Origin of the sequence: Hydrogenophaga sp., from assembly GCF_030373225.1 — a bacterium.
In the GTDB taxonomy this organism is placed as follows: domain Bacteria; phylum Pseudomonadota; class Gammaproteobacteria; order Burkholderiales; family Burkholderiaceae_C; genus Hydrogenophaga.
In genome coordinates this window covers 26280-45472 of record NZ_JAUCZG010000036.1, presented here as the reverse complement: position 1 = coordinate 45472, position 19193 = coordinate 26280, and the positions used below count along the sequence as shown (strand labels likewise).

Annotated in this window: 18 protein-coding genes; 13 read left to right on the top strand and 5 right to left on the bottom strand. The window is 68.9% G+C overall.

All coding sequences use genetic code 11. The features are described 5' to 3' along the window. Both QUV35_RS16745 and QUV35_RS16740 read right to left on the bottom strand, forming a co-directional pair. Positions 1–238 (bottom strand): ESPR-type extended signal peptide-containing protein (locus QUV35_RS16745; RefSeq protein WP_300876684.1); only part of this gene is annotated, 238 nt, incomplete at its 3' end. Between the two features lie 37 nt (positions 239–275). Next, positions 276–2006, bottom strand: coding sequence for a ShlB/FhaC/HecB family hemolysin secretion/activation protein (locus QUV35_RS16740; RefSeq protein WP_300876681.1), 1731 nt, complete (start codon positions 2004–2006; stop codon positions 276–278). Between the two features lie 263 nt (positions 2007–2269). Here QUV35_RS16740 and QUV35_RS16735 point away from each other — a divergent pair, with 263 nt between their 5' ends. From QUV35_RS16735 to QUV35_RS16715, 5 genes are all read left to right on the top strand, one after another. After that, positions 2270–3208, top strand: coding sequence for a hydroxymethylglutaryl-CoA lyase (locus QUV35_RS16735; RefSeq protein WP_300876679.1), 939 nt, complete (start codon positions 2270–2272; stop codon positions 3206–3208). A gap of 31 nt (positions 3209–3239) precedes the next feature. Beyond that, positions 3240–4430, top strand: coding sequence for a CoA transferase (locus QUV35_RS16730; protein WP_300876676.1), 1191 nt, complete (start codon positions 3240–3242; stop codon positions 4428–4430). Between the two features lie 63 nt (positions 4431–4493). Next, positions 4494–5414 (top strand): LysR family transcriptional regulator, encoded by a 921-nt coding sequence (locus QUV35_RS16725; RefSeq protein WP_300876673.1) that lies wholly within the window; start codon positions 4494–4496, stop codon positions 5412–5414. 75 nt (positions 5415–5489) lie between these two features. Then, the gene (locus QUV35_RS16720) at positions 5490–6428 is read left to right on the top strand and encodes an aldo/keto reductase (RefSeq protein ID WP_300876670.1); all 939 of its coding nucleotides are present in this window, start codon (positions 5490–5492) and stop codon (positions 6426–6428) included. Positions 6429–6456: 28 nt separating this feature from the next. After that, positions 6457–7137 (top strand): DUF6064 family protein, encoded by a 681-nt coding sequence (locus QUV35_RS16715; protein WP_300876667.1) that lies wholly within the window; start codon positions 6457–6459, stop codon positions 7135–7137. Between the two features lie 11 nt (positions 7138–7148). Here the strand turns inward: QUV35_RS16715 and QUV35_RS16710 are convergent, their stop codons facing one another. Genes QUV35_RS16710 through QUV35_RS16700 form a run of 3 tightly spaced genes read right to left on the bottom strand, consistent with a single transcriptional unit; the run spans position 7149 to position 10296 of the window. Beyond that, a complete protein-coding gene (locus QUV35_RS16710; RefSeq protein WP_300876665.1) occupies positions 7149–7940 on the bottom strand; it encodes a carbon-nitrogen hydrolase family protein in 792 nt (263 codons plus the stop codon). 31 nt (positions 7941–7971) lie between these two features. Beyond that, a complete protein-coding gene (locus QUV35_RS16705; RefSeq protein ID WP_300876663.1) occupies positions 7972–9642 on the bottom strand; it encodes an NAD(P)/FAD-dependent oxidoreductase in 1671 nt (556 codons plus the stop codon). A gap of 15 nt (positions 9643–9657) precedes the next feature. After that, positions 9658–10296, bottom strand: coding sequence for a LysE family transporter (locus QUV35_RS16700; RefSeq protein ID WP_300876661.1), 639 nt, complete (start codon positions 10294–10296; stop codon positions 9658–9660). Positions 10297–10421: 125 nt separating this feature from the next. Between QUV35_RS16700 and QUV35_RS16695 the strand changes: the two genes are divergently transcribed. The 8 genes from QUV35_RS16695 (at position 10422) to QUV35_RS16660 (ending at position 19167) form a co-directional block, all read left to right on the top strand. Beyond that, positions 10422–11330, top strand: a complete 909-nt coding sequence (locus QUV35_RS16695; protein WP_300876659.1) for an HTH-type transcriptional regulator ArgP — start codon at positions 10422–10424, stop codon at positions 11328–11330. A gap of 30 nt (positions 11331–11360) precedes the next feature. After that, positions 11361–13034 (top strand): arginine--tRNA ligase, encoded by a 1674-nt coding sequence (gene argS / locus QUV35_RS16690; protein WP_300876656.1) that lies wholly within the window; start codon positions 11361–11363, stop codon positions 13032–13034. A gap of 14 nt (positions 13035–13048) precedes the next feature. Then, entirely contained in the window at positions 13049–13696 is a 648-nt protein-coding gene (locus QUV35_RS16685; RefSeq protein ID WP_300876654.1) for an SPOR domain-containing protein, read from the top strand. Positions 13697–13773: 77 nt separating this feature from the next. Beyond that, positions 13774–14424 (top strand): thiol:disulfide interchange protein DsbA/DsbL, encoded by a 651-nt coding sequence (locus tag QUV35_RS16680; protein ID WP_300876651.1) that lies wholly within the window; start codon positions 13774–13776, stop codon positions 14422–14424. Positions 14425–14632: 208 nt separating this feature from the next. After that, positions 14633–15250: a lipopolysaccharide transport periplasmic protein LptA gene (lptA, locus tag QUV35_RS16675; RefSeq protein WP_300876648.1), complete on the top strand. Its 618-nt coding sequence runs from the start codon at positions 14633–14635 to the stop codon at positions 15248–15250. A gap of 5 nt (positions 15251–15255) precedes the next feature. After that, positions 15256–16044, top strand: coding sequence for an LPS export ABC transporter ATP-binding protein (gene lptB / locus QUV35_RS16670; RefSeq protein WP_300876692.1), 789 nt, complete (start codon positions 15256–15258; stop codon positions 16042–16044). A gap of 109 nt (positions 16045–16153) precedes the next feature. After that, on the top strand, positions 16154–17794 hold the full coding sequence (gene rpoN / locus QUV35_RS16665) for an RNA polymerase factor sigma-54 (protein WP_300876645.1): 1641 nt from the start codon (positions 16154–16156) through the stop codon (positions 17792–17794). Continuing rightward, positions 17791–19167 (top strand): THUMP domain-containing protein, encoded by a 1377-nt coding sequence (locus QUV35_RS16660; RefSeq protein ID WP_300876642.1) that lies wholly within the window; start codon positions 17791–17793, stop codon positions 19165–19167. The genes rpoN and QUV35_RS16660 overlap by 4 nt, the downstream gene beginning before the upstream one ends. The last annotated feature ends 26 nt before the right edge of the window (positions 19168–19193 follow it).

Genomic DNA, 19193 nt, shown 5'->3' with positions numbered 1-19193 from the left:
GCACCGTGGGGCGCAGCGTGCCCGGGGCGGCAGGGTCGGCGCTGATCTGTGCCTGGGCGGGCCACAGCAACGCGCAGCCCACCGTCAGCAGCAGGCTGCGCCAACGCTGCGGCCCGGTGGCACGGGCAGGGCCTTCGCCGCTGGCTGAAGAGCGGGTGTGGGAGGACGCGGTGTCGCTCACGGCCATGAGCTGGCTGCGCGCGGCGTTGAAGACGATGCGGTGTTGGTTGCGATTCATGGAACTCCCCTGGCGGTACTTGTGAATGGCGTGGACGTCAGAAGCCGGTGGTGAGCCAGAAGCCCACGGTGGCGTTGGCGGTGCGAAAACCGTCGGGCTTGTGCAACGGCCAGCCGGCGAACACCTCGTACTGCACGGCCCTGGCAGCACCCGCGCTGCCGCGCAGGCCGAGCACCGCGCCGCTCAGGCGGGTACCCGGCAACTGCGCCGCGCCGGGGCCTCGCACCTGGCCGTGGTCGATCCCGGCGAAGGCCGATGAGCCGCTGTCGCCCAGCGGGGTGGCGAGTTCGTTGCGCCAGAACCAGCCGCTGTCGGCGCTCAGGCTGAACTCGCCGTCAAAGCCGCGCACGGTGTGGCGTGCGCCGATGGCAAAGCGTTCGGACGGTGACAGCGGCGTGCGGTGCGCCTGGCCGCGCCACTGGGTGGAGAACTGCCAGGTCTGCGCGCCCAGCCTGAAGGGCCTGTGCCACTGCGCGCCGGCCTGCCACAGCGCGAAGCGCGATGTGCCTTCGCCAAACGCTTCTTCGGGCGCGCGCAGCGAGCCGAAGGCCCCGGTGCCGCGCCGGTAGCCCAGGTTCAGGTCCAGCGTGCCCGGGCCCACGTGGGCGCGGTGAGCGATGCCCAGCTGCCAGCCGCCCACGCGCCGGCGCTGCACCTGCACCTCGGTGTCGTCGATGAAGTTGCGCGACTGCCGGGCGAACGCCTTGGCGTGCAGCGTGGTCTTGCGGGTGGCGTCGCGGTGCAGCAGGTAGGACAGCGAGAGGTCCTGCGAGCCCGTGAGGCCGCGGTAGGCGTAGTCCTGCGCGGCGCCGGCCACGGTTTGCAGGTAGCGGTGGCGGCTCAGGTCCAGGGACAGCAAGGCCCGGCCCCAGGGCAGCGAGTAGTGCAACGAGCTGCCGCTGGTGCCCCGGGCACCGGGGTCGCCGCCGCCCAGGCTGCCTTGCAGGCCGAGGTAGAACAGGTCGTTGAGATGGAGCGGGTTGGCCAGACTGAGCGTGGCGCTGCCCTGGTGGCGGCCGGTGCTGCGCGAGCCGCTGTCGTCCACCCCCAGTTGCAGGCGCAGCGCCCGCCCCTGTGTCCAGTGAATCAGCAGGTCGCTCTGGCCCGGTTCGTCGGCCGGCTCGATGCGGATGTCGATCTCAACACCGGGCACGCGCTTGAAATTCTCCAGCGCCTGCTCGATGTCGCGCAGGTTGAGCAGGTCACCGGCCTGGGCGGGCAGGGCGCCTCGCATGGAAGGGTGACGCGCGCCAGCTTGCGCAAAACGCACCTGCCGGATGCGACCCGGCAACAGGGTCAGCAGCAACCGCCCCTGTTGCAGTTGCTGGGGTTCCACCACCACGCGGCTGGTGACGAAACCGCGTGCAACCGCGGCCTGTTGGGCGCGCTGGAGCAGCACACCGATGCCCCCGGTGCCCAGGCAGCGGTCCAGCGGGCTGTCGGGTGCGGTGAGCGCGTCCAGCATCCAGCCGAAACCGGGTGCCCCGCCGTCGCGCAGCTCGATGTGCCGGATCACGAAGCAGGGCGACTCGATGGTGGGCAGAGGCAGCGTGGACGCGTCCTGGGGGGCATCCGGCCGGACCTCGGGTTCGGGCACGGCCTGCTCGCGTTGCCGGGCGTCGCGTTCGTCGGCTCGGCGCTGCTCGGCCGCGCTTTGCGCGGTGTCGCGCGGGGTCTGGCCGGCGGCGGGCCCTGTGCCGAGGGCACCCGCCAGCAGTGCCAGCGTGGCCACGCGCCGCGCCGGCGCGGGGGACTTGCCGAGTTCCATCTGCTACCTCGCCTGAATCCTGCTGGTTGATCAAGTCGAAACCCCGCGCATTCTGGCCAAACCAGGGAAAAAACGAATACCAAAGTTGTGTATGTGGAATAAAAAACACGAATCAAAGAAGTACAAGCATTGAAAAAGGGTGTTTGTCGACGGGTGATCCGCAGGCGCCTGGCGCGCTCGTGCAGAGGCTGGTGCGGACGGCTTCGAGCCACCGTCGGGGCGATCGGGCTGACAGAATGCAGGCCTGCCCCCGGTCACAGCCCATGCCCAACATCCCCGAAGTCCTCATCAGCGAAGTCGGCCCGCGCGACGGCCTGCAGTCCGTCCAGGCCACCATGCCCACGGCCCACAAGCTGCGCTGGATCGATGCGCTCGTGGCCGCGGGCCTGCGCGAGATCGAGGTCGGTTCCTTCGTGCCGCCCAGGCTGCTGCCGCAGATGGCCGACACACCTGCGGTGGTGCAGCACGCGCTGCGCCACCCCGGCCTGGTGGTGATGGCGCTGGTGCCCAACCGGCGCGGTGCCGAGGCCGCGCTGGCCTCGGGCGTGCACAAGATCACCCTGCCGGTGTCGGTGAGCGAGGCGCATTCGCTGGCCAATGTGCGCAAGACGCCGGCACAGATGCTGGGCGAGTTGCGCGAGGTGAACGCGCTGCGGCGCGACGCCGTGCCCGGCGTGGCGATGGAGGTGGGCCTGTCCACCGCGTTCGGCTGCACGCTGCAGGGCTCGGTTCATGAAGACGACGTGATACGCCTGGCCGTGGCCTGTGTGGAAGCGGGTGCGGACGAGGTGGGCCTGTCGGACACCACCGGCATGGCCAACCCGGCGCAGGTGCGCCGCCTGTTCACACGGCTGCGCGCCGAGCTGGGTGAGCGTGCGGGTGCGGCCCACCTGCACAACACGCGCGGCCTGGGCCTGGCCAACTGCCTGGCCGCCCATGACGTGGGCGTGCGCACCTTCGATGCGTCGCTCGGCGGCCTGGGCGGCTGCCCGTACGCGCCCGGTGCCTCGGGCAACGTGGTCACCGAAGACATGGTCTTCATGTTCGAGGCCATGGGCGTGCGCACCGGCATCGACATTTCAAAACTCATCGCCGCGCGCGAACCCCTCAAGGCCGGCCTGCCGGGCGAACCGGTCTACGGCATGACGCCCGAAGCCGGTTTGCCCAAGGGCTGGCAGCTCAACAAGCTCCGTTCGGGCTGAGCCTGTCGAAGCCTTCTCACCTCTCAGCGACATGACAAAACTCCCCTACGAAGGCATTCGCGTTGTCGAATTCACCCACATGGTCATGGGCCCCACCTGCGGCATGGTGCTGGCCGACCTGGGGGCCGAGGTCATCAAGGTCGAGCCGCCCGGCGGTGACAACACGCGCCGCCTGCTCGGCTCGGGCGCGGGCTTCTACCCACTGTTCAACCGCAACAAGAAAAGCCTGGTGCTCGACCTGCAGTCGCCCGAGGGCAAGGAGGCCGTGCTCAAGCTGATCGCCACCGCCGACGTGGTCAGCGAGAACTTCAAGCCCGAGACCATGAAGAAGCTCGGCCTGGACCACCAGAGCCTGAAGACACTGAACCCGCGCCTCATCCACGTGAGCCACAAGGGTTTTCTGCCCGGCCCGTACGACCACCGCACCGCGCTCGACGAGGTGGTGCAGATGATGGGCGGCCTGGCCTACATGACCGGGCGCCCGGGCGATCCCTTGCGCGCGGGCTCGTCGGTGAACGACATCATGGGTGGCCTGTTCGGTGCCATCGGTGTCATGGCCGCGCTCAGCGCGCGCGAACACACCGGCCTGGGCTGCGAGGTGCAGAGCGCGCTGTTCGAGAACAACATCTTCCTGGTGGCGCAACACATGATGCAGTTCGCGGTCACCGGCCAGCCCGCAGCACCGATGCCCGAGCGCATCTCGCCCTGGGGCATCTACGACGTGTTCCGCGTGCAGGGCGAGGAGCAGATCTTTCTGGCCGTGGTGAGCGACACGCAGTGGGCGATCTTCTGCGAGGCCATGGCCTTCGCCGACCTTCAGGCCGATGAGCGCCTGCACACCAACAACGGCCGTGTGCGCTCGCGCGAGTGGCTGATTCCGCAATTGCGCGCGCGCCTGGGCGAGCACAGCGCCGCCGACCTCGCTGCCACGTTCGAGCGCCACGGCCTGCCGTTTGCACCCATCACCCGGCCCCACGAGCTGCTGGACGACCCGCACCTGCTGGCCACCGGCGGCCTGGCGCCCATCACCCTGCCCGATGGCGAACGCGCCGGCCAGACCGCGCAGACCGTGTTGTTGCCGCTCGCGCTCGACGGCGAACGCCTGGGGGTGCGCCGCAGCCCGCCCCGGCTGGGCGAACACAGCGCAGAGCTGCTGGCCGAGCTGGGTTATTCGACCGCGGACGCGGCGCGCCTGAGCCAGACGGTGCAGAAACCCGCTTGAGAAGTCATCAATCGAAGGGGCTTCGTCATTGATCCGATACGGATCGTGGGGTAATCTGCCCCGGTGGACAAACTCAAACAGCTCGAAACCTTCGCGTCGGTGGCCACGCGCGGCAGCCTGACCGCCGCCGCCAAGGCCGAGGGCGTGGCCCCGGCCATCATCGGCCGCCGGCTCGATGCGCTCGAGGCCCGTCTCGGTGTGAAGCTCATGGTGCGCACCACGCGGCGCATCACCCTCACCCACGAGGGCAGCGCCTTTCTGGAAGACTGCCACCGCCTGCTGACCGACCTGGCCAATGCCGAGGCCAGCGTGAGCGCCGGGGGTGTGAAAGCCAGCGGTCACCTGCGCATCACCGCGCCGGCCGGCTTCGGCCGCCGCCATGTGGCGCCGCTCGTGCCGCATTTTCGCGAGCTGCATCCCGAGGTGACGATCTCGCTCAACCTGAGCGACCGGGTGGTGGACGTGGCCGGCGAGGGCTACGACTGCGCGGTCCGTGTGGGGGACCTGCCCGACTCGTCGCTGGTGAGCGTGCGACTGGCCGAAAACCGCCGCCTGTGCGTGGCCACGCCGCGCTACTTGCAGCACCACGGCAAACCGCTGACACCGGCCGACCTGGTGCGCTTTGACTGCCTCACGCTGTCGAGCGACGCCTCACAGACCCGCGGCTGGGCGTTCGCCGTGAAGGACGACAACGGCGAGATCACCATCACCCACCTGCGCCCCGGCGGCCCGCTGGACTGCACCGATGGCCAGGTGCTGCACGAGTGGTGCCTGGCCGGCTACGGCATCGCCTGGCGCAGCACCTGGGAGGTCGAGGCCGACATTGCGGCCGGGCGGCTGGTGAGCGTTCTTGACGACTTCGCCGCGCCCCCCAACGGCATCTTTGCGCTGTTCCCGCAGCGCAAGCACCTGGCGCTGCGGGTGCGCCTGTGGATCGACTTCCTCAAGCACGAATACGCGCGCCCGGAGTTCTGGAAGGGCTGAAGCGGCCGGGCCGCCCGGAACTTCCCCCGGCGGCCCGACCTCCCATCGGCTTCTTCACCGCTTGCAAGACCCGGCATGCAGACCCGCCCCACGCTCCCCTTCAACCGCCGCCGGTGGCTGGCCACCGCCACCGCATCGCTGGCGCCGCTCGCCTGGCCGGCGCTGGCCCGCCCGGTCGCTGCTTCGTCCCTGCAGACGCGCCGCATTCCCTCCAGTGGCGAAGCGGTTCCCGTGATCGGACTGGGCAGCTGGATCACCTTCAATGTGGGCAACGATCCGCAGGCCCGCGACGCCTGCGCCGAGGTGGTGCGCGCGTTTTTTGCCGCCGGCGGGCGCGTGATCGACAGCTCGCCCATGTACGGCTCGTCGCAACCGGTGATCGGTCATGCGCTGGCCAGGCTGGGCCAGCCCGCCACGCTGTTCTCTGCCGAGAAGGTCTGGGTTGGCGACGCCTCGCGCGGCCCGGCGCAGATGGAGGCCTCGCGCGCCTTCTGGGGCGTGCCGCGCTTCGACCTGATGCAGGTGCACAACCTGCTGGCCTGGGAAGAACACCTGCCGCGGCTGATCGAGATGAAGGCCGCAGGGCGTCTGCGATACGTGGGCATCAGCACCTCGGAAGGGCGGCGCCACGCCGAGCTCGAACGCATCATGCGCACGCAGCGCATCGACTTCGTGCAGCTCACCCACAACCTGCTCGACCGCGAGGCCGAGCAGCGCCTGCTTCCGCTGGCGCAGGAGCGCGGCATCGCGGTGCTGGTGAACCGCCCGTTTCGCCAGGGTGCCCTGCTCGACCAGCTGGCGCGCCACCCGCTGCCGGGCTGGGCGGGCGAACTCGGCTGCGACAGCTGGGCGCAGGTGGCGCTCAAATTCGTGGTGTCGCACCCGGGCGTGACCTGCGCCATTCCGGCCACCCGCCAGGTGGCGCACCTGCGGCAGAACATGGGTGCGGCGCTGGGCCCCCTGCCCGATGCGGCGCTGCGTTTGCGCATGGCACGCGACGTCGCCGCCCTGTGAGCCCTCACCGTCCCAGCCGGGCCATGCCGTGAGCGAGTGGTGGACCTACCGCCCGGCGGACTTCCTGATGTTCGCGCCGGGCACCTGGTGGCGGCTGTTCGAACTGCACAACCAGGCCTGGTGGCCGGCGCAGGTGTTGCTGCTGTTCGCAGGATGCGCTGTGGTGGTGGGTCTGTGGCGCGCACACCGGGGCTCGCTTCGCACCGCGACGGTGCTGCTGGCGCTGGCCTGGGCCTTCGTCGCCTGGGCGTTTCTCTGGCAGCGCTACGCGGCGATCAACGGGTCGGCCACCGGTTTTGCCTGGGGTTTTGCGGCCCAGTCGGTCGGCCTTCTGGTGCTGGCGACGCGTCCTTCGCTGTCGCTGGAGGCCCGCCCGGCACGCCGCAGGGCGGGCCTGGGCCTGCTGCTCTGGGCGGTGCTGGCCCATCCCTGGCTGGCCCCGGTGCTGGGTCGGCCCTGGGTCCAGGCCGAGGTGTTCGGACTGGCGCCCGACCCCACCGCCATCGCCACCCTGGGTGTGCTGTTGTGCGCCGCGGCGGGCACACCCGCCGCGCGGCGGCTGCTGAGGGTCTTGCGCGCCGGGGCGCTGTTGTGGCTGGCCGTCAGTGCCGCGACGCTGGGCACCATGGGGTCGGCGCAGGCCTGGGTTCTGCTGGGTGCGGCCGGTGTGGCCGTTGCGGTGTGGGGCGTTTCCCGCACTCGCGCGTAGGGCGTCCGGCTTCAGTACAGGTCGCTGCGGCGGTCGGGCAAGGGGCTGGTGGAGCGCGCGCTGTGCAGCGCGCTGCGCGTGAGCGTGGTGAGCAACAGCTGCTCGCCGCGCCCGGCCTGCACCTGCACCTCGCCCATCGGGGCGCACACGGTGCTCAGCCCGCCATAGCGCGTGTCGCCCTCCTGCCCGCAGGCGTTGGCATAGGCCAGGAAGACACGGTTCTCCAGCGCGCGCGCCGGCAACAGCACGCGCTGCACCTCGTCGAAATGGACCATGTTGGCGGTGGGCACCAGGATCGCGTCCACCCCTTGCAGAGCGAGGCCACGTGCCGGCTCGGGGAACTCGATGTCGTAGCAGACCAGCAGGCCCAGGCGCCAGCCGTTCCAGTCGAACACGGCCGGCGCTTGCGGGCCGGGGCTGAACTGGGCACGGTCGATGTCGCCGAAGAGGTGTGTCTTGCGGTAGTTCGCCTTTCGCTCGCCGTCTGCACCGATGAACTGCACCGCGTTGTATGGCTTTGCGCCGGTGTTGTGCTCGGGGTAGCCGAAGACGATGGCGATGCCGTGGCGCCGGGCGATGGCGGCAGCGGCTTGCGCGAGTGCACCGTCGGCCGGTTCGGCGAGCGCCGCCACCGCCTGCGCGCCGATCTGGTAGCCGGTGAGCGACATCTCGGGACAGACCAGCAGCTCGGCCCCTTGGGCGCGGGCTTGTGCGGCGGTGGTGTCCAGCCGGGCCAGCGCTTCGTCAATGCCGGCGGCGTAGGGGCACTGCCAGCTGGCGAGGGTGAGGGTGTGGGCAGTCATGCGGGTGCGGGAGGGATGACCGGAACGGGGATCAGTCGGGCAGGGCCACCGGCCCGAGTTCGGCGAACACGTCACCCGGCCCGGGGTTGTCCTTGTGCGTGCGGCCGCCCAGGTGCTTGACGATGCCCCACACCGCGTTGAGCGAGGTCTGCACCGCGCCTTCGACCCAGGCCGGTGTGAACGACACGTCGTCGCCGGCGATGAAGATGCCGCGCTCGGGCGGGGCGAACCCGTCCTGCATGAAGTGGCTGTACATGCGGTGGTTGTAGCGGTAGTGGCCGGGCAGGGCGCCCTTGAAGGCACCGAGAAAATGCGGATCGGCCTCCCAGGACACGCTGATCGGGTCGCCGATGATGTGGCTGGTGATGTCCACGTCGGGGTAGATCTTCTTCAGGGCCGAGAGTGCGAGCTGCACACGTTTTTCGGTGCCGTGCGGCAGCATCTTGAGCGCATCGCCCATCCAGGCGTAGCTCAGGCAGATCACGCCGGGTTGATCGGGCCCGTTGTCGAACAGATAGGTGCCGCGCGTGAGCCGGTCGGTCAGCGTCATGCCCATGGTCGGCCAGCCGTTCGCCTTCAGGTCGTTCCAGAACGGGCGGTCCACCATCACGAAGGTCTTGGACGACTGCATGTAGCGCGTGCGGTCCAGCGCCATCCAGTGCTTCTGCGAAAACAGCGACTCTTCCACCGCGATCTGCGTCGTCAGCAGCCAGCTCTGGCAGGTGGTGAGCACGGCGGGGTAGGTGTGGGTGTTGCCCCAGGTGTCGGTGACGGCGAGCTGTTCGCCCGCCGCGCGGCTGATGGCGGTGACCCCGGCGCGCGGTGCGCCGTGGTGCAGGCTGGCCAGCGTGGTGCCGGCGGGCCAGTGGCGCATTTCGCTGGCGGCCGGTGCGTGTTGCCACAGGCCCAGCGGCACCTGCTGCACGCCGCCAACGACGAGGTGCTGGTTCTCGTCGCAGCCGGTGAGCACCACGCGAAGGATCTCCAGCATGGAGTTGGGGAAGTCGGAATCCCAGCCGCCGGTGCCGAAGCCGACCTGGCCGAACACCTCGCGGTGGTGGAAGGACAGTCCGGAAAAAGCGTCGGACGTGGCCACGAAGTCGTAGAAGGTGCGGTCGTCCCAGAGCGGCACGAGCTGGTTCCACAGGGCCTTGAGGCGCGCAACGTCGCGCTCGCGCAGCGCCTGCTGAAGCCCGCCGAAGCCCGCACCCTCTTCGAGCGCCTGTGCCCAGGCCTGCGCCACTTCGCCAAACAGCGGCGGCAGGTCGGCCAGCTCGCGTGCCCAATGGGTGCGGCCTTCGAGGTCGACCACGGTGCAGCCCGCGGCGGCGGTGAGCGGGTTGGGGAAGGGCCGGGTTTTCAGGCCCAGCCGGTTCACGTAGTGGAAGAAGGCCGTGCCCGAGGCCGGGAAGCGCATGCCGCCGAGCTCGGCCACCACGCCCTGGCCGCCCTCGAAGGCCTGCGACCGCAGCCGTCCGCCCATGCGCGACGCTTCAAACAGCACCGGCTTCAAGCCCAGCTTCATCAGCTCGTACGCCGCCACCATCCCGGCCATGCCGGCACCGACGATGGCCACCTCCTGACCCAGGCGCTCGGGTGGCAGCTCGCCCAGGCCTTGCGGATGTGCAATCCAGTCGTCGAACGCAAAAGGAAAGTCGGGACCGAAAACGGTGACGGGCGCGTCAGCGCTGCGCAGGGACATGGGTGCCTCCAAAGGTCAGGCCAGGCTGGTGAGCAGCCAGAGCGCCGTGCCCCACATCATGAGCGCAACCAGGCCGTCGAGCGCGCGCCACAGGTGCAGGGAGTTGAGCCGGCGACCGAGCCAGAACGCCGCCACACCCAGCGCCAGGAACCACACCACCGAACCGGCCGCTGCGCCCAGGCCGAACACCGTGCTGCCCTGGCCGTAGGCCAGCGAGGCGGTACCGATCAACACCGCGGTGTCGAGCCAGGCATGCGGATTGAGCCAGGAGAAGGCCAGCGCCGAGAGCACGGCCTGGCGAGGCGAGACCGGCTCCATGGCCCCGTCGCTCGGGTCTTCCAGCGCCAGTGCGCGCGGATGCAGGAAGCGCTGGAACGCCTGCCAGCCGTAGACCGAGAGAAACAGCACCCCGGCGCCGATCAGCGCCCCCATCAGCTTGTCGGACAGGCCGCCGAGCTGGGCCAGCCCGAGCACACCGAGCGAGATCAGCGCGATGTCGGCCACCGCGCACACGGCCACGGTGAGCCACAGGTGCTGGCGCTGCAGTCCCATGCGCAACACATGCGCGTTCTGCGGGCCGATGGCCATGATCAGCGAAATGCTCAGCACCATGCCGGCGGTGAAGGTGGGAAACAGGGGAAAGGCGAGGGTCACGGCGAACTCCGGGCAACAACGGGGCCCACAGGGGTGGGTGAATGCGGCGAAGTGTGCGTTGAAAGCGGGTTCATTTAAATGAAGTTCAATTAAACTCAGAACAATTAAAAATTACTTGAGCGAACATGCTGGACGCCCGACAACTTGAAGCGCTGGCCGCTGTGGTCGATCACGGCGGCTTCGGTCCGGCCGCGCAATCCCTCTCGCTGTCGCTGGCGGCGGTGTCGCTGCGCATCAAGTCGCTGGAAGACACGCTGGGCCAGCGCCTGCTGGTGCGTGGCAAACAGGTGCGCGCCACGCCGGCTGGCCAGGCGCTGCTGGGCCATGTGAAGCAGGTGCGGCTGATGGAAGCCGACCTGCTCGACGGATTGCAGGGCGGTGCGCCGCCCCGCGGCGGCGTTCGCTGGCAAAGCCTGGGCGTGGCCATCAACGCCGATTCGGTGGCCAGCTGGTTCCTGCCCGGCGTGGCCAGCCTGCTGCAGCGCCATCACCTGCTGCTGGAGATCCTGATCGACGACCAGGACCACACCCACGACGCACTGAAAAGCGGCGACGTGACGGGTTGCGTGACCACGCTGACCACCGCCATGCGCGGCTGTGTGGCCGAGCCGCTGGGTGTGATGCGCTACCGCTGCGTGGCCGCGCCCGCCGTGGCGCAGCGTTGCCGCACGCCGCGCGGCGCGGTGTCGGTGCACAAGCTGCTGGCCCAGCCGGCGGTGATCTTCAACCGCAAGGACGCGCTGCAGGACGCGTTTCTCGAACAGCACTTCGGGCTGCGCCAGCCCAACTACCCGCGGCATTTCGCGCCCGCGGTGGAAGCCTTCGAGACCGCCATCGAGCTCGGCCTGGGCTGGGGCATGGTGCCCGAGCAGCACCTGGCGGCCCGCCCCGGCCTGCAGGAAATCCTGCCCGACGCCACGGTGGACGTGACGCTGTACTGGCAGCACTGGGCGCACGAGTCGATCTCGGCGCAACGGCTCACGGCGGCGGTGAAGGAGGCGGCGGCGCAGCAGCTGCGGCCCGTGCCGCCGTGAGGCCGGGTGCCGACGCCTAAAATTCGACCCATGCTCAAGATCAAACAGGAATTGCTCGACGGCCTCGCCGCCGAGCTCGACACACTTTTGCCCGGCGCTGCCGCGCGCGCGGCCTTCGAGTCGCCCAAGGTGGCGGCGCACGGCGATTTCGCCAGCACCGCGGCCATGCAGCTGGCCAAACCGCTCAAGCTCAACCCGCGCCAGCTCGCCGAAACCCTGCGCGGCGCGCTGCGGGCCCGCGTGGAATACGAACAGTGGGTGTCGGACATCGACATCGCCGGCCCGGGCTTCATCAACATCCGCCTCAAACCGGCCGCCAAGCAGCAGATCGTGCGCGAGGTGCTGGCCGCCGGCGCGCGCTTCGGCATTGCCGAGCCCAACGGCCAGCGCATGATGGTGGAGTTCGTTTCGGCCAACCCGACCGGCCCGCTGCACGTGGGCCACGGCCGCCAGGCCGCGCTGGGTGACGCCATCTGCAGCCTGTTCCAGACCCAGGGCTGGAGCGTGCACCGCGAGTTCTATTACAACGACGCGGGCGTGCAGATCGCGACCCTGGGTCTCTCCACCCAGCTGCGCGCCAAGGGCTTCAAGCCGGGCGACGCCGAGTGGCCCGAGTCCGCCTACAACGGTGCCTACATCGCCGACATCGCGGCCGATTTCCTGGCTGGCAAAACAGTGAAGGCCGACGACCGCGAGTTCACCGCCAGCGGTGACATCAACGATCTGGATGGCATCCGCCAGTTCGCCGTGGCCTACCTGCGCCACGAACAAGACCTGGACCTGCAGGCCTTTGCCGTGAAGTTCGACCACTACTACCTGGAGTCCAGCCTGTACACCAGCGGCCGGGTCGAGGCCACGGTGCAAAAACTCATCGACGCCGGCAAGACCTACGAGCAGGACGGCGCACTCTGGCTGAGGTCCACCGATTACGGGGACGACAAGGACCGCGTGATGCGCAAGTCCGACGGCTCGTTCACCTACTTCGTGCCCGATGTGGCCTACCACATCAGCAAGTGGGAACGCGGCTTCACCAAGGTCATCAACATCCAGGGCACCGACCACCACGGGACGATTGCCCGCGTGCGCGCCGGCCTGCAGGCGGCCAACGTCGGCATCCCGCAGGGCTACCCCGACTACGTGCTGCACACCATGGTGCGCGTGGTGCGCGGCGGCGAAGAGGTCAAGATCAGCAAGCGCGCCGGCAGCTATGTGACGCTGCGCGACCTGATCGAATGGACCAGCAAGGACGCGGTGCGTTTCTTCTTGCTCAGCCGCAAGCCCGACACCGAATACACGTTTGACGTGGACCTGGCGGTGCAGAAGAACAACGACAACCCGGTTTATTACGTGCAGTACGCGCATGCACGCATCTGCTCGGTGCTCGCCAGCTGGGGTGGCGACGCCGCCACGCTGAAGGACGCCGACCTGTCCGCGCTCGACAGCGCCCCGGCCCAGGCCCTGATGCTGCTGCTGGCCAAGTACCCCGCCATGCTCGCCGACGCGGCGCGCGACCTGGCGCCGCACGACGTGACCTTCTACCTGCGCGAACTGGCCGCGAGTTACCACAGCTACTACGACGCCGAGCGCATTCTGGTCGATGACGCCGTGGTGAAAACCGCGCGCCTGGCACTCGTCGCTGCCACTGCACAGGTGTTGCACAATGGCCTGGCTGTGCTGGGCGTCAGTGCCCCGCAAAAAATGTGATGGTGAAACAAGCGATGAAAAAGAAACCTGCCAGGACCAGCAGCTCGCTGGGCGGCACCCTGATCGGCTTCGTGGTGGGCCTGCTGGTGGGACTGGGCATTGCCCTGGCGGTGGCGGTGTATGTCACCCGGGTGCCGATCCCGTTTGTCGAGCGCAACGTGTCGCGCAACGCCGGTCAGGACGCGCTGGAAGCCGAGCGCAACAAGGGCTGGAACCCCAACAAGGCCTTGAACGGTGGAGCCGCCGCACCCGCACCGGCTGCGCCTGCGGAGGCGGCCGGGGCGATCGTGGTGCCGCCGGCCGACGGCCAGGCCTTGCCGGGCACACCCGCCGCTGCAGACCCCCTGGGCGATCTGGTCCAGTCCCGGCTGGGTCAGGCGACGGCCCCCGCAGCCGCGCAGGCGCCGGCCGCACCCGGGGCCGACCCCTTCATCTATTTTGTTCAGGCGGGCGCTTTCCGCACCCCGGAGGACGCCGAGACGCAGCGCGCCAAGCTGGCCATGCTGGGCATCAACGCCGAAGTGAGTGAGCGCGAACAATCGGGCCGAACCGTGTACCGCGTGCGCGTGGGACCGTTCAACCAGAAGCCGCTGGCCGACCTGACGCAGGAGCAGCTGGAAGTCAACGGCATCGATGCCGCGCTGGTGCGCATCCAGCGCTGACACCCCCGCCCGGTCGCGGCGGGAACTTTCGTCCGCTGCACCCGCCCCAAACATGCCCCATCAAGGAGTCTGAATCCATGCAACGTCGCGATTTTTCCCGGTCCCTGCTGGCCGCCGGCACCACCGCCCTGGCCGCCACCGGTGGCCTCACGCTCACCCCGGCGCTGGCCCAGCGCGTCGGCCCCAAGGAAGGCACCGACTTCGTGCGCCTGGCCCGACCGGCACCGGTGGAGACCCCGGCGAGCCAGGTGGAGGTGGTGGAGTTTTTTGCCTACAGCTGTGTGCATTGCTTCAACTTCGAGCCGCTGTTTGACGAATGGCTGAAGAAAAAGCCGGCCCATGTGAACGTGCGCCGCATGCCGGTGGCGTTCAGCCCGGCCTTCGTGCCCATGCAGCGCCTCTACTTCACGCTGGAGGCCATGAACCTGGTGGAACGGCTGCACCGCAAGGTGTTCCAGGCGATCCATGTCGACCGCCAGCAGCTCACCGCCGCGCCCGTGATCACCGCCTGGGTCGAAAAGCAGGGCGGCGTGGACATGGCCCGCTTCAATGGCCTCTTCAACGGGGCCGCCGCAGGCCTGGCGACCAAGGCCACGCAGTTGCAGGACGCCTACAAGGTCGAGGGCACACCCTCGCTGGGCGTCGCGGGTCGTTATTACGTCAATGGCCAGGGCCCGCGCACCCTGGTGGTGGCCGATGCCCTGATTGCCGAAGTCCGCAAGGCCTGAGCCGCACGTCTCCCTTGCGTCCCCGGTGAAAAAGCCCGCCTGGCGGGCTTTTTCACTGGAATCTGCCGCGCAGTTTTTCAGCGCTGGCTGCCTGCGGTGGGCGGAAAAGACCGGGTAAAGCGGCCTGTCGAAGCCGTGGGGCCGGCCTCCCGTCGTTACAATGAATGCAAGTTTCGTGCCCTTGCAACCCCACGCCTCCCCCACTCCCATGCGCCTTCGCCACCCCAAGCTTCTGACCGGCTGCTGCCTTGTGGCCGGCCTGTTGCTCGCCACCGCAGCGTCGGCTGAAAAGGCAGACCGCAACCTGCCGCTCAATGCCGAGGCCGACGCACTTCGTTACGACGATGCGCGCCAGACCAGCGTCTTCACCGGCAACGTGGTCATCACCAAAGGCACGATCATCATCCGGGGCGCCAGGGTCGAGGTGCGCCAGGATGCCCAGGGCAACCAGTTCGGCACCGTCAACGGCAACCCGGGTTTTTTCCGCCAGAAGCGCGACGGGGTGGACGAATTCATCGAGGGCACGGCCCAGCGCATCGAATACGACAGCCAGGCCGACACCGTGCGTTTCGTCGGCGACGCGGTGCTCAAGCGGTTCAAGGGCACCCAGCTGAACGATGAAACCACCGGCAGCGTGATCGTCTACAACAACACCACCGATGTGTTCACGGTGGACGGTGGCGTGGCCAGCCGCACCGCCGGCAATCCCACCGGGCGCGTGCGCGCCATGCTCACGCCGGTTCCCAAGGAGGGCGCTCCCGTCGCCCCGCCGGCGCCGCCAGCCACCCTGCGACCCAGCAACCAGCTCGGCGAGGGCCAGCAGTGACGGCGGTGCCTTCGGAGCAGGTCCGCAGCCCGGACAAACGCCCGGCGCCCGAACCCAGCCGGCTGGAAGCCAGGGGCCTGCAAAAGGCCTATGGCAGCCGCAAGGTCGTCAAGGACGTGTCGCTCGCGGTCTTCAAGGGTGAGGTGGTCGGATTGCTGGGTCCGAACGGTGCGGGCAAGACCACCTCCTTCTACATGCTGGTGGGCCTGTTGCGCTCCGACGCCGGCCAGATCCTGCTCGACGGCCAGGCCATCGAGGACCTGCCGATCCACCGCCGGGCGCGACTGGGTCTGGGTTACCTGCCGCAGGAAGCCTCGATCTTTCGCAAGCTCAATGTGGCCGACAACGTGCGAGCCGTGCTCGAGCTGCAGGAAGACGACGCCGGCAAGGCCTTGGGCAAGGCCGCCATCGAGGCCCGGCTCGACGAACTGCTCAAGGACCTCCACGTGGACCACCTGCGCGATTCCCCTGCGCCGGCGCTCTCGGGCGGTGAACGCCGCCGGGTTGAAATCGCCCGGGCACTGGCCACCAATCCGCGCTTCATCCTGCTCGACGAGCCCTTCGCCGGCATCGATCCGATCGCCGTGATCGAGATCCAGCGCATCATCGGCTTCCTCAAGTCGCGCGGCATCGGCGTGCTGATCACCGACCACAACGTGCGCGAGACGCTGGGCATCTGCGACCGCGCCTACATCATCAACGACGGCCACGTGCTCACCAGCGGCACGCCGGCCGAGATCGTCGAGAACGCCGACGTGCGCCGCGTCTATCTCGGCGAACACTTCAGGATGTGATGACCCCCACGCTCGTCACTTCGTGTACTTCGCTGCCCCCCAAGGGGGCTGATTCGCCTTGGGGCGGCCCGGCGGCGAATCGTCTCGTCGTTTGCACACAGGCGTTCTCATGAAACAGGGCCTGTCACTCCGGGTTTCGCAGCACCTGGCGCTCACGCCCCAGTTGCAGCAATCGATCCGCCTGCTGCAACTCTCCACGCTGGAGATGGCGCAGGAGGTCGAGCAGATGCTCGACGAGAACCCCTTCCTTGAACGGTCCGAAGACGCTGCCGATCGTGAAACCTTCGGTCTGGAGCAGTCCGATGTGCCGGTGAGCGCGGGCGAGCAGATCACCGAGGCGTCGGTGGCGCCCGATCTGCCCGAGGCGCCCGGGCCCATGCCCTCCAGCACCGAGCAGGTGAGCAGCACCGGCAGCGACACCGGCGACGGCGAAACGATCGAGGGCAAGCTCGATGGCGCCACCCCGGTCGAAGAAAGCTGGGAGGGCGACGGCACGGTGGAGATGGCGCCCGATGACAGCGAGTGGGGCGGCGACGCACCGGCGCGCAACAACAATTCCTCGGGCGACGACGACACGGCCAGCGCCGCCGACCTGGCGCGCGCCCACATCAGCCTGCAGGACTTCCTGCACGACCAGGCGCGCTGCCTGCGCCTGTCGGAAGAAGACCGCGCCGCCTTGTACTTCCTGATCGAGTCCCTCAGCGATGACGGCTATCTCGAAGACAGCCTGGCCGAGCTCGCCGCGGCCTGGCAGGCCCTTTCCGGCCGCATGGCAACCGATGATCCCGGTGCAGGCCTGGAAGAGCGCGAAGCGCTCGAGCAGCGCCTGGGCATGGCGCTGCAGTTGCTGCAGCACATGGAGCCTGCCGGTGTGGGGGCGCGCAACCTCGCCGAATGCCTGCGCCTGCAGATCCTGGAAATGCGCAACACGCCCGAGGCCCGCGCGGCCCTGGCCATTTGCGGGCAAGCCATGGAACTCGTGGCCAAACGCGACGTGAAACGCCTGTGCCACCTGTGCGGCCTGGACGACGAGACCGTGCGCTCGGCACTTGGACTGATCGCCCGGCTCGAGCCCAAGCCGGGGCGCCGCTTTGTCGATGTGGAGCGCAACGTGGTGGTGCCCGACGTGCTGGTCACGCGCGCCGGTCGCGGCTTCAAGGTGCTGCTCAACCCGGAGGTGATGCCGCGCCTGCGCGTGCACGACGTGTACGCCAGCGCCATGCGCCAGAACCGTGGCGGGCGCGACAACGGCGGCGAGGCTGGCCACGCGGCCATGCAGCAGCGCCTGCAGGAAGCGCGCTGGTTCATCAAGAACATCCAGCAGCGTTTCGACACCATCCTGCGCGTCTCCAGCGCCATCGTCGAGCGCCAGCGCAACTTCTTCATGCACGGCGAACTCGCCATGCGCCCGCTGGTGCTGCGCGAGATCGCCGACGAACTCGGCCTGCACGAGTCCACCATCAGCCGCGTGACCACCGCCAAGTACATGGCCACGCCGTTCGGCACTTTCGAACTCAAGTACTTCTTCGGCTCGTCGCTGGGCACCGAAACGGGTGGCAGCGCGTCGAGCACGGCGGTGCGCGCGCTGCTCAAGCAGTTCATCGCCGCCGAAGAAGCCGCCAAGCCGCTGTCGGACAACCAGCTCTCCGACCTGCTGCGCGAACAGGGCATCGAATGCGCACGCCGCACCGTGGCGAAGTATCGCGAAGCCCTGCGCATCGCGCCTGCCAACCTCCGCAAATCACTTTGAACCAGTTACAAGTTTTTCTGCCCTGCGCCGCCGGCGTCGAGGACATGCTCGCCGCCGAGGTCAAGCGCATCACCGGCGTGGACGCGCCGCACAAGGCGCGCGGCGGTGTGGCGCTCAACGCCTCGTGGCGCGACGCCATGCGCCTGAACCTGCACAGCCGCCTCACGCAGCGTGTGCTGGTGCAGCTCTGGCACGGCGGCTACCGCTCTGAACAAGACCTCTACCACGCCGCCAGCGAAGTGGCCTGGGAGATCTGGTTCACGCCGGCCCAGACCATCAAGGTCGAGATCACCGCGCAGCACAGCCCGCTGACTTCCCTGAACTTCGCCGCGCTCAAGGTGAAGGACGCGATCTGCGACCGTTTCCGCGAGAAGCGCGGCGAGCGCCCCAGCGTCAACACCACCTGGCCCGATGTGCGCATCTACGTGCACCTGACCACCGAGACGGTGAGCCTGTACATCGACACCTCGGGCGAGCCGCTGTTCAAGCGCGGCTGGCGCGAGGACAAGGGCGACGCCCCGCTGAAGGAAACCCTGGCCGCGGCCATGATCGCCGCCACCGGCTGGGACGCCTGCGCCGACCAGCCGCTGGACGAGATCGTGCCGCTGTACGACCCGTGCTGCGGCAGCGGCACGGTGGTGATCGAGGCCGCGCAGATCGCGCTCAACATCGCGCCCGGCCTGCTGCGCCGCTTCGCGTTCGAGAAGCTGCTGCCGTTCCAGCCCCACGTTTGGCAACCCATCCTCGATGACGCCGAGCGCCAGCAGCGCGACTGGCCAGAGGGCCACGCGCCCATCGTCTTCGGCAGCGACGTGTCCTTCCGCATGGTCGACTTCGCGCAACGCAACGCCGAGCGCGCGGGTGTGGCCCACGCCATCGAGCTGCGCGGCGGCGACGCGCTGCAGCGCATGCCGCCGAGCGACAAGCCCGGCGTGATGCTGCTCAACCCGCCGTACGGCGAGCGCATTGCTGCCGCCGGCGTGGCGGGCCAGAGTTCGGAAGATCGCGCCAGCGCGCGCGCCCAGCGCGCGGCGCCGCGGGAGTCGCGCACCTTCACCACGGCCAAGGCCGCGCCACCCGCACCCGGCCTGGGCCGGGAGAGTGCGCAGATGCCGGACGGCGGTGACGGCAGCGACTTCTTCAACCAGCTCGCGGCCCACTGGAAAAGCCACTACGCCGGCTGGACCGCCTGGTTGCTCACGCCCGACCTGAAGCTGCCCGGAAAAATGCGATTCAAGGAGTCGCGCCGGGTGCCGCTGTGGAACGGCCCGATCGAATGCCGTCTCTTCCGCTTCGACCTGACGGCACGGCGGGAGGCACCCCCGCCGCGCTCTGCGCGTCCCCCTCAAGGGGGCGATGTCCAGGACCGGTGAAGCCGGATCCGCGACATCCCTGGACC

Excerpts from the sequence above, each read along its gene's own strand:
- QUV35_RS16680 (WP_300876651.1), top strand. The coding sequence starts at position 13,774 with ATGCAACGTCGCGATTTTTCCCGGTCCCTGCTGGCCGCCGGCACCACC.
- QUV35_RS16730 (WP_300876676.1), top strand. The coding sequence starts at position 3,240 with ATGACAAAACTCCCCTACGAAGGCATTCGCGTTGTCGAATTCACCCAC.
- rpoN (WP_300876645.1), top strand. The coding sequence starts at position 16,154 with ATGAAACAGGGCCTGTCACTCCGGGTTTCGCAGCACCTGGCGCTCACG.
- lptA (WP_300876648.1), top strand. The coding sequence starts at position 14,633 with ATGCGCCTTCGCCACCCCAAGCTTCTGACCGGCTGCTGCCTTGTGGCC.
- QUV35_RS16695 (WP_300876659.1), top strand. The coding sequence starts at position 10,422 with ATGCTGGACGCCCGACAACTTGAAGCGCTGGCCGCTGTGGTCGATCAC.
- QUV35_RS16710 (WP_300876665.1), bottom strand. The coding sequence starts at position 7,940 with ATGACTGCCCACACCCTCACCCTCGCCAGCTGGCAGTGCCCCTACGCC.
- argS (WP_300876656.1), top strand. The coding sequence starts at position 11,361 with ATGCTCAAGATCAAACAGGAATTGCTCGACGGCCTCGCCGCCGAGCTC.
- QUV35_RS16685 (WP_300876654.1), top strand. The coding sequence starts at position 13,049 with ATGAAAAAGAAACCTGCCAGGACCAGCAGCTCGCTGGGCGGCACCCTG.
- QUV35_RS16720 (WP_300876670.1), top strand. The coding sequence starts at position 5,490 with ATGCAGACCCGCCCCACGCTCCCCTTCAACCGCCGCCGGTGGCTGGCC.
- QUV35_RS16735 (WP_300876679.1), top strand. The coding sequence starts at position 2,270 with ATGCCCAACATCCCCGAAGTCCTCATCAGCGAAGTCGGCCCGCGCGAC.
- QUV35_RS16705 (WP_300876663.1), bottom strand. The coding sequence starts at position 9,642 with ATGTCCCTGCGCAGCGCTGACGCGCCCGTCACCGTTTTCGGTCCCGAC.
- QUV35_RS16740 (WP_300876681.1), bottom strand. The coding sequence starts at position 2,006 with ATGGAACTCGGCAAGTCCCCCGCGCCGGCGCGGCGCGTGGCCACGCTG.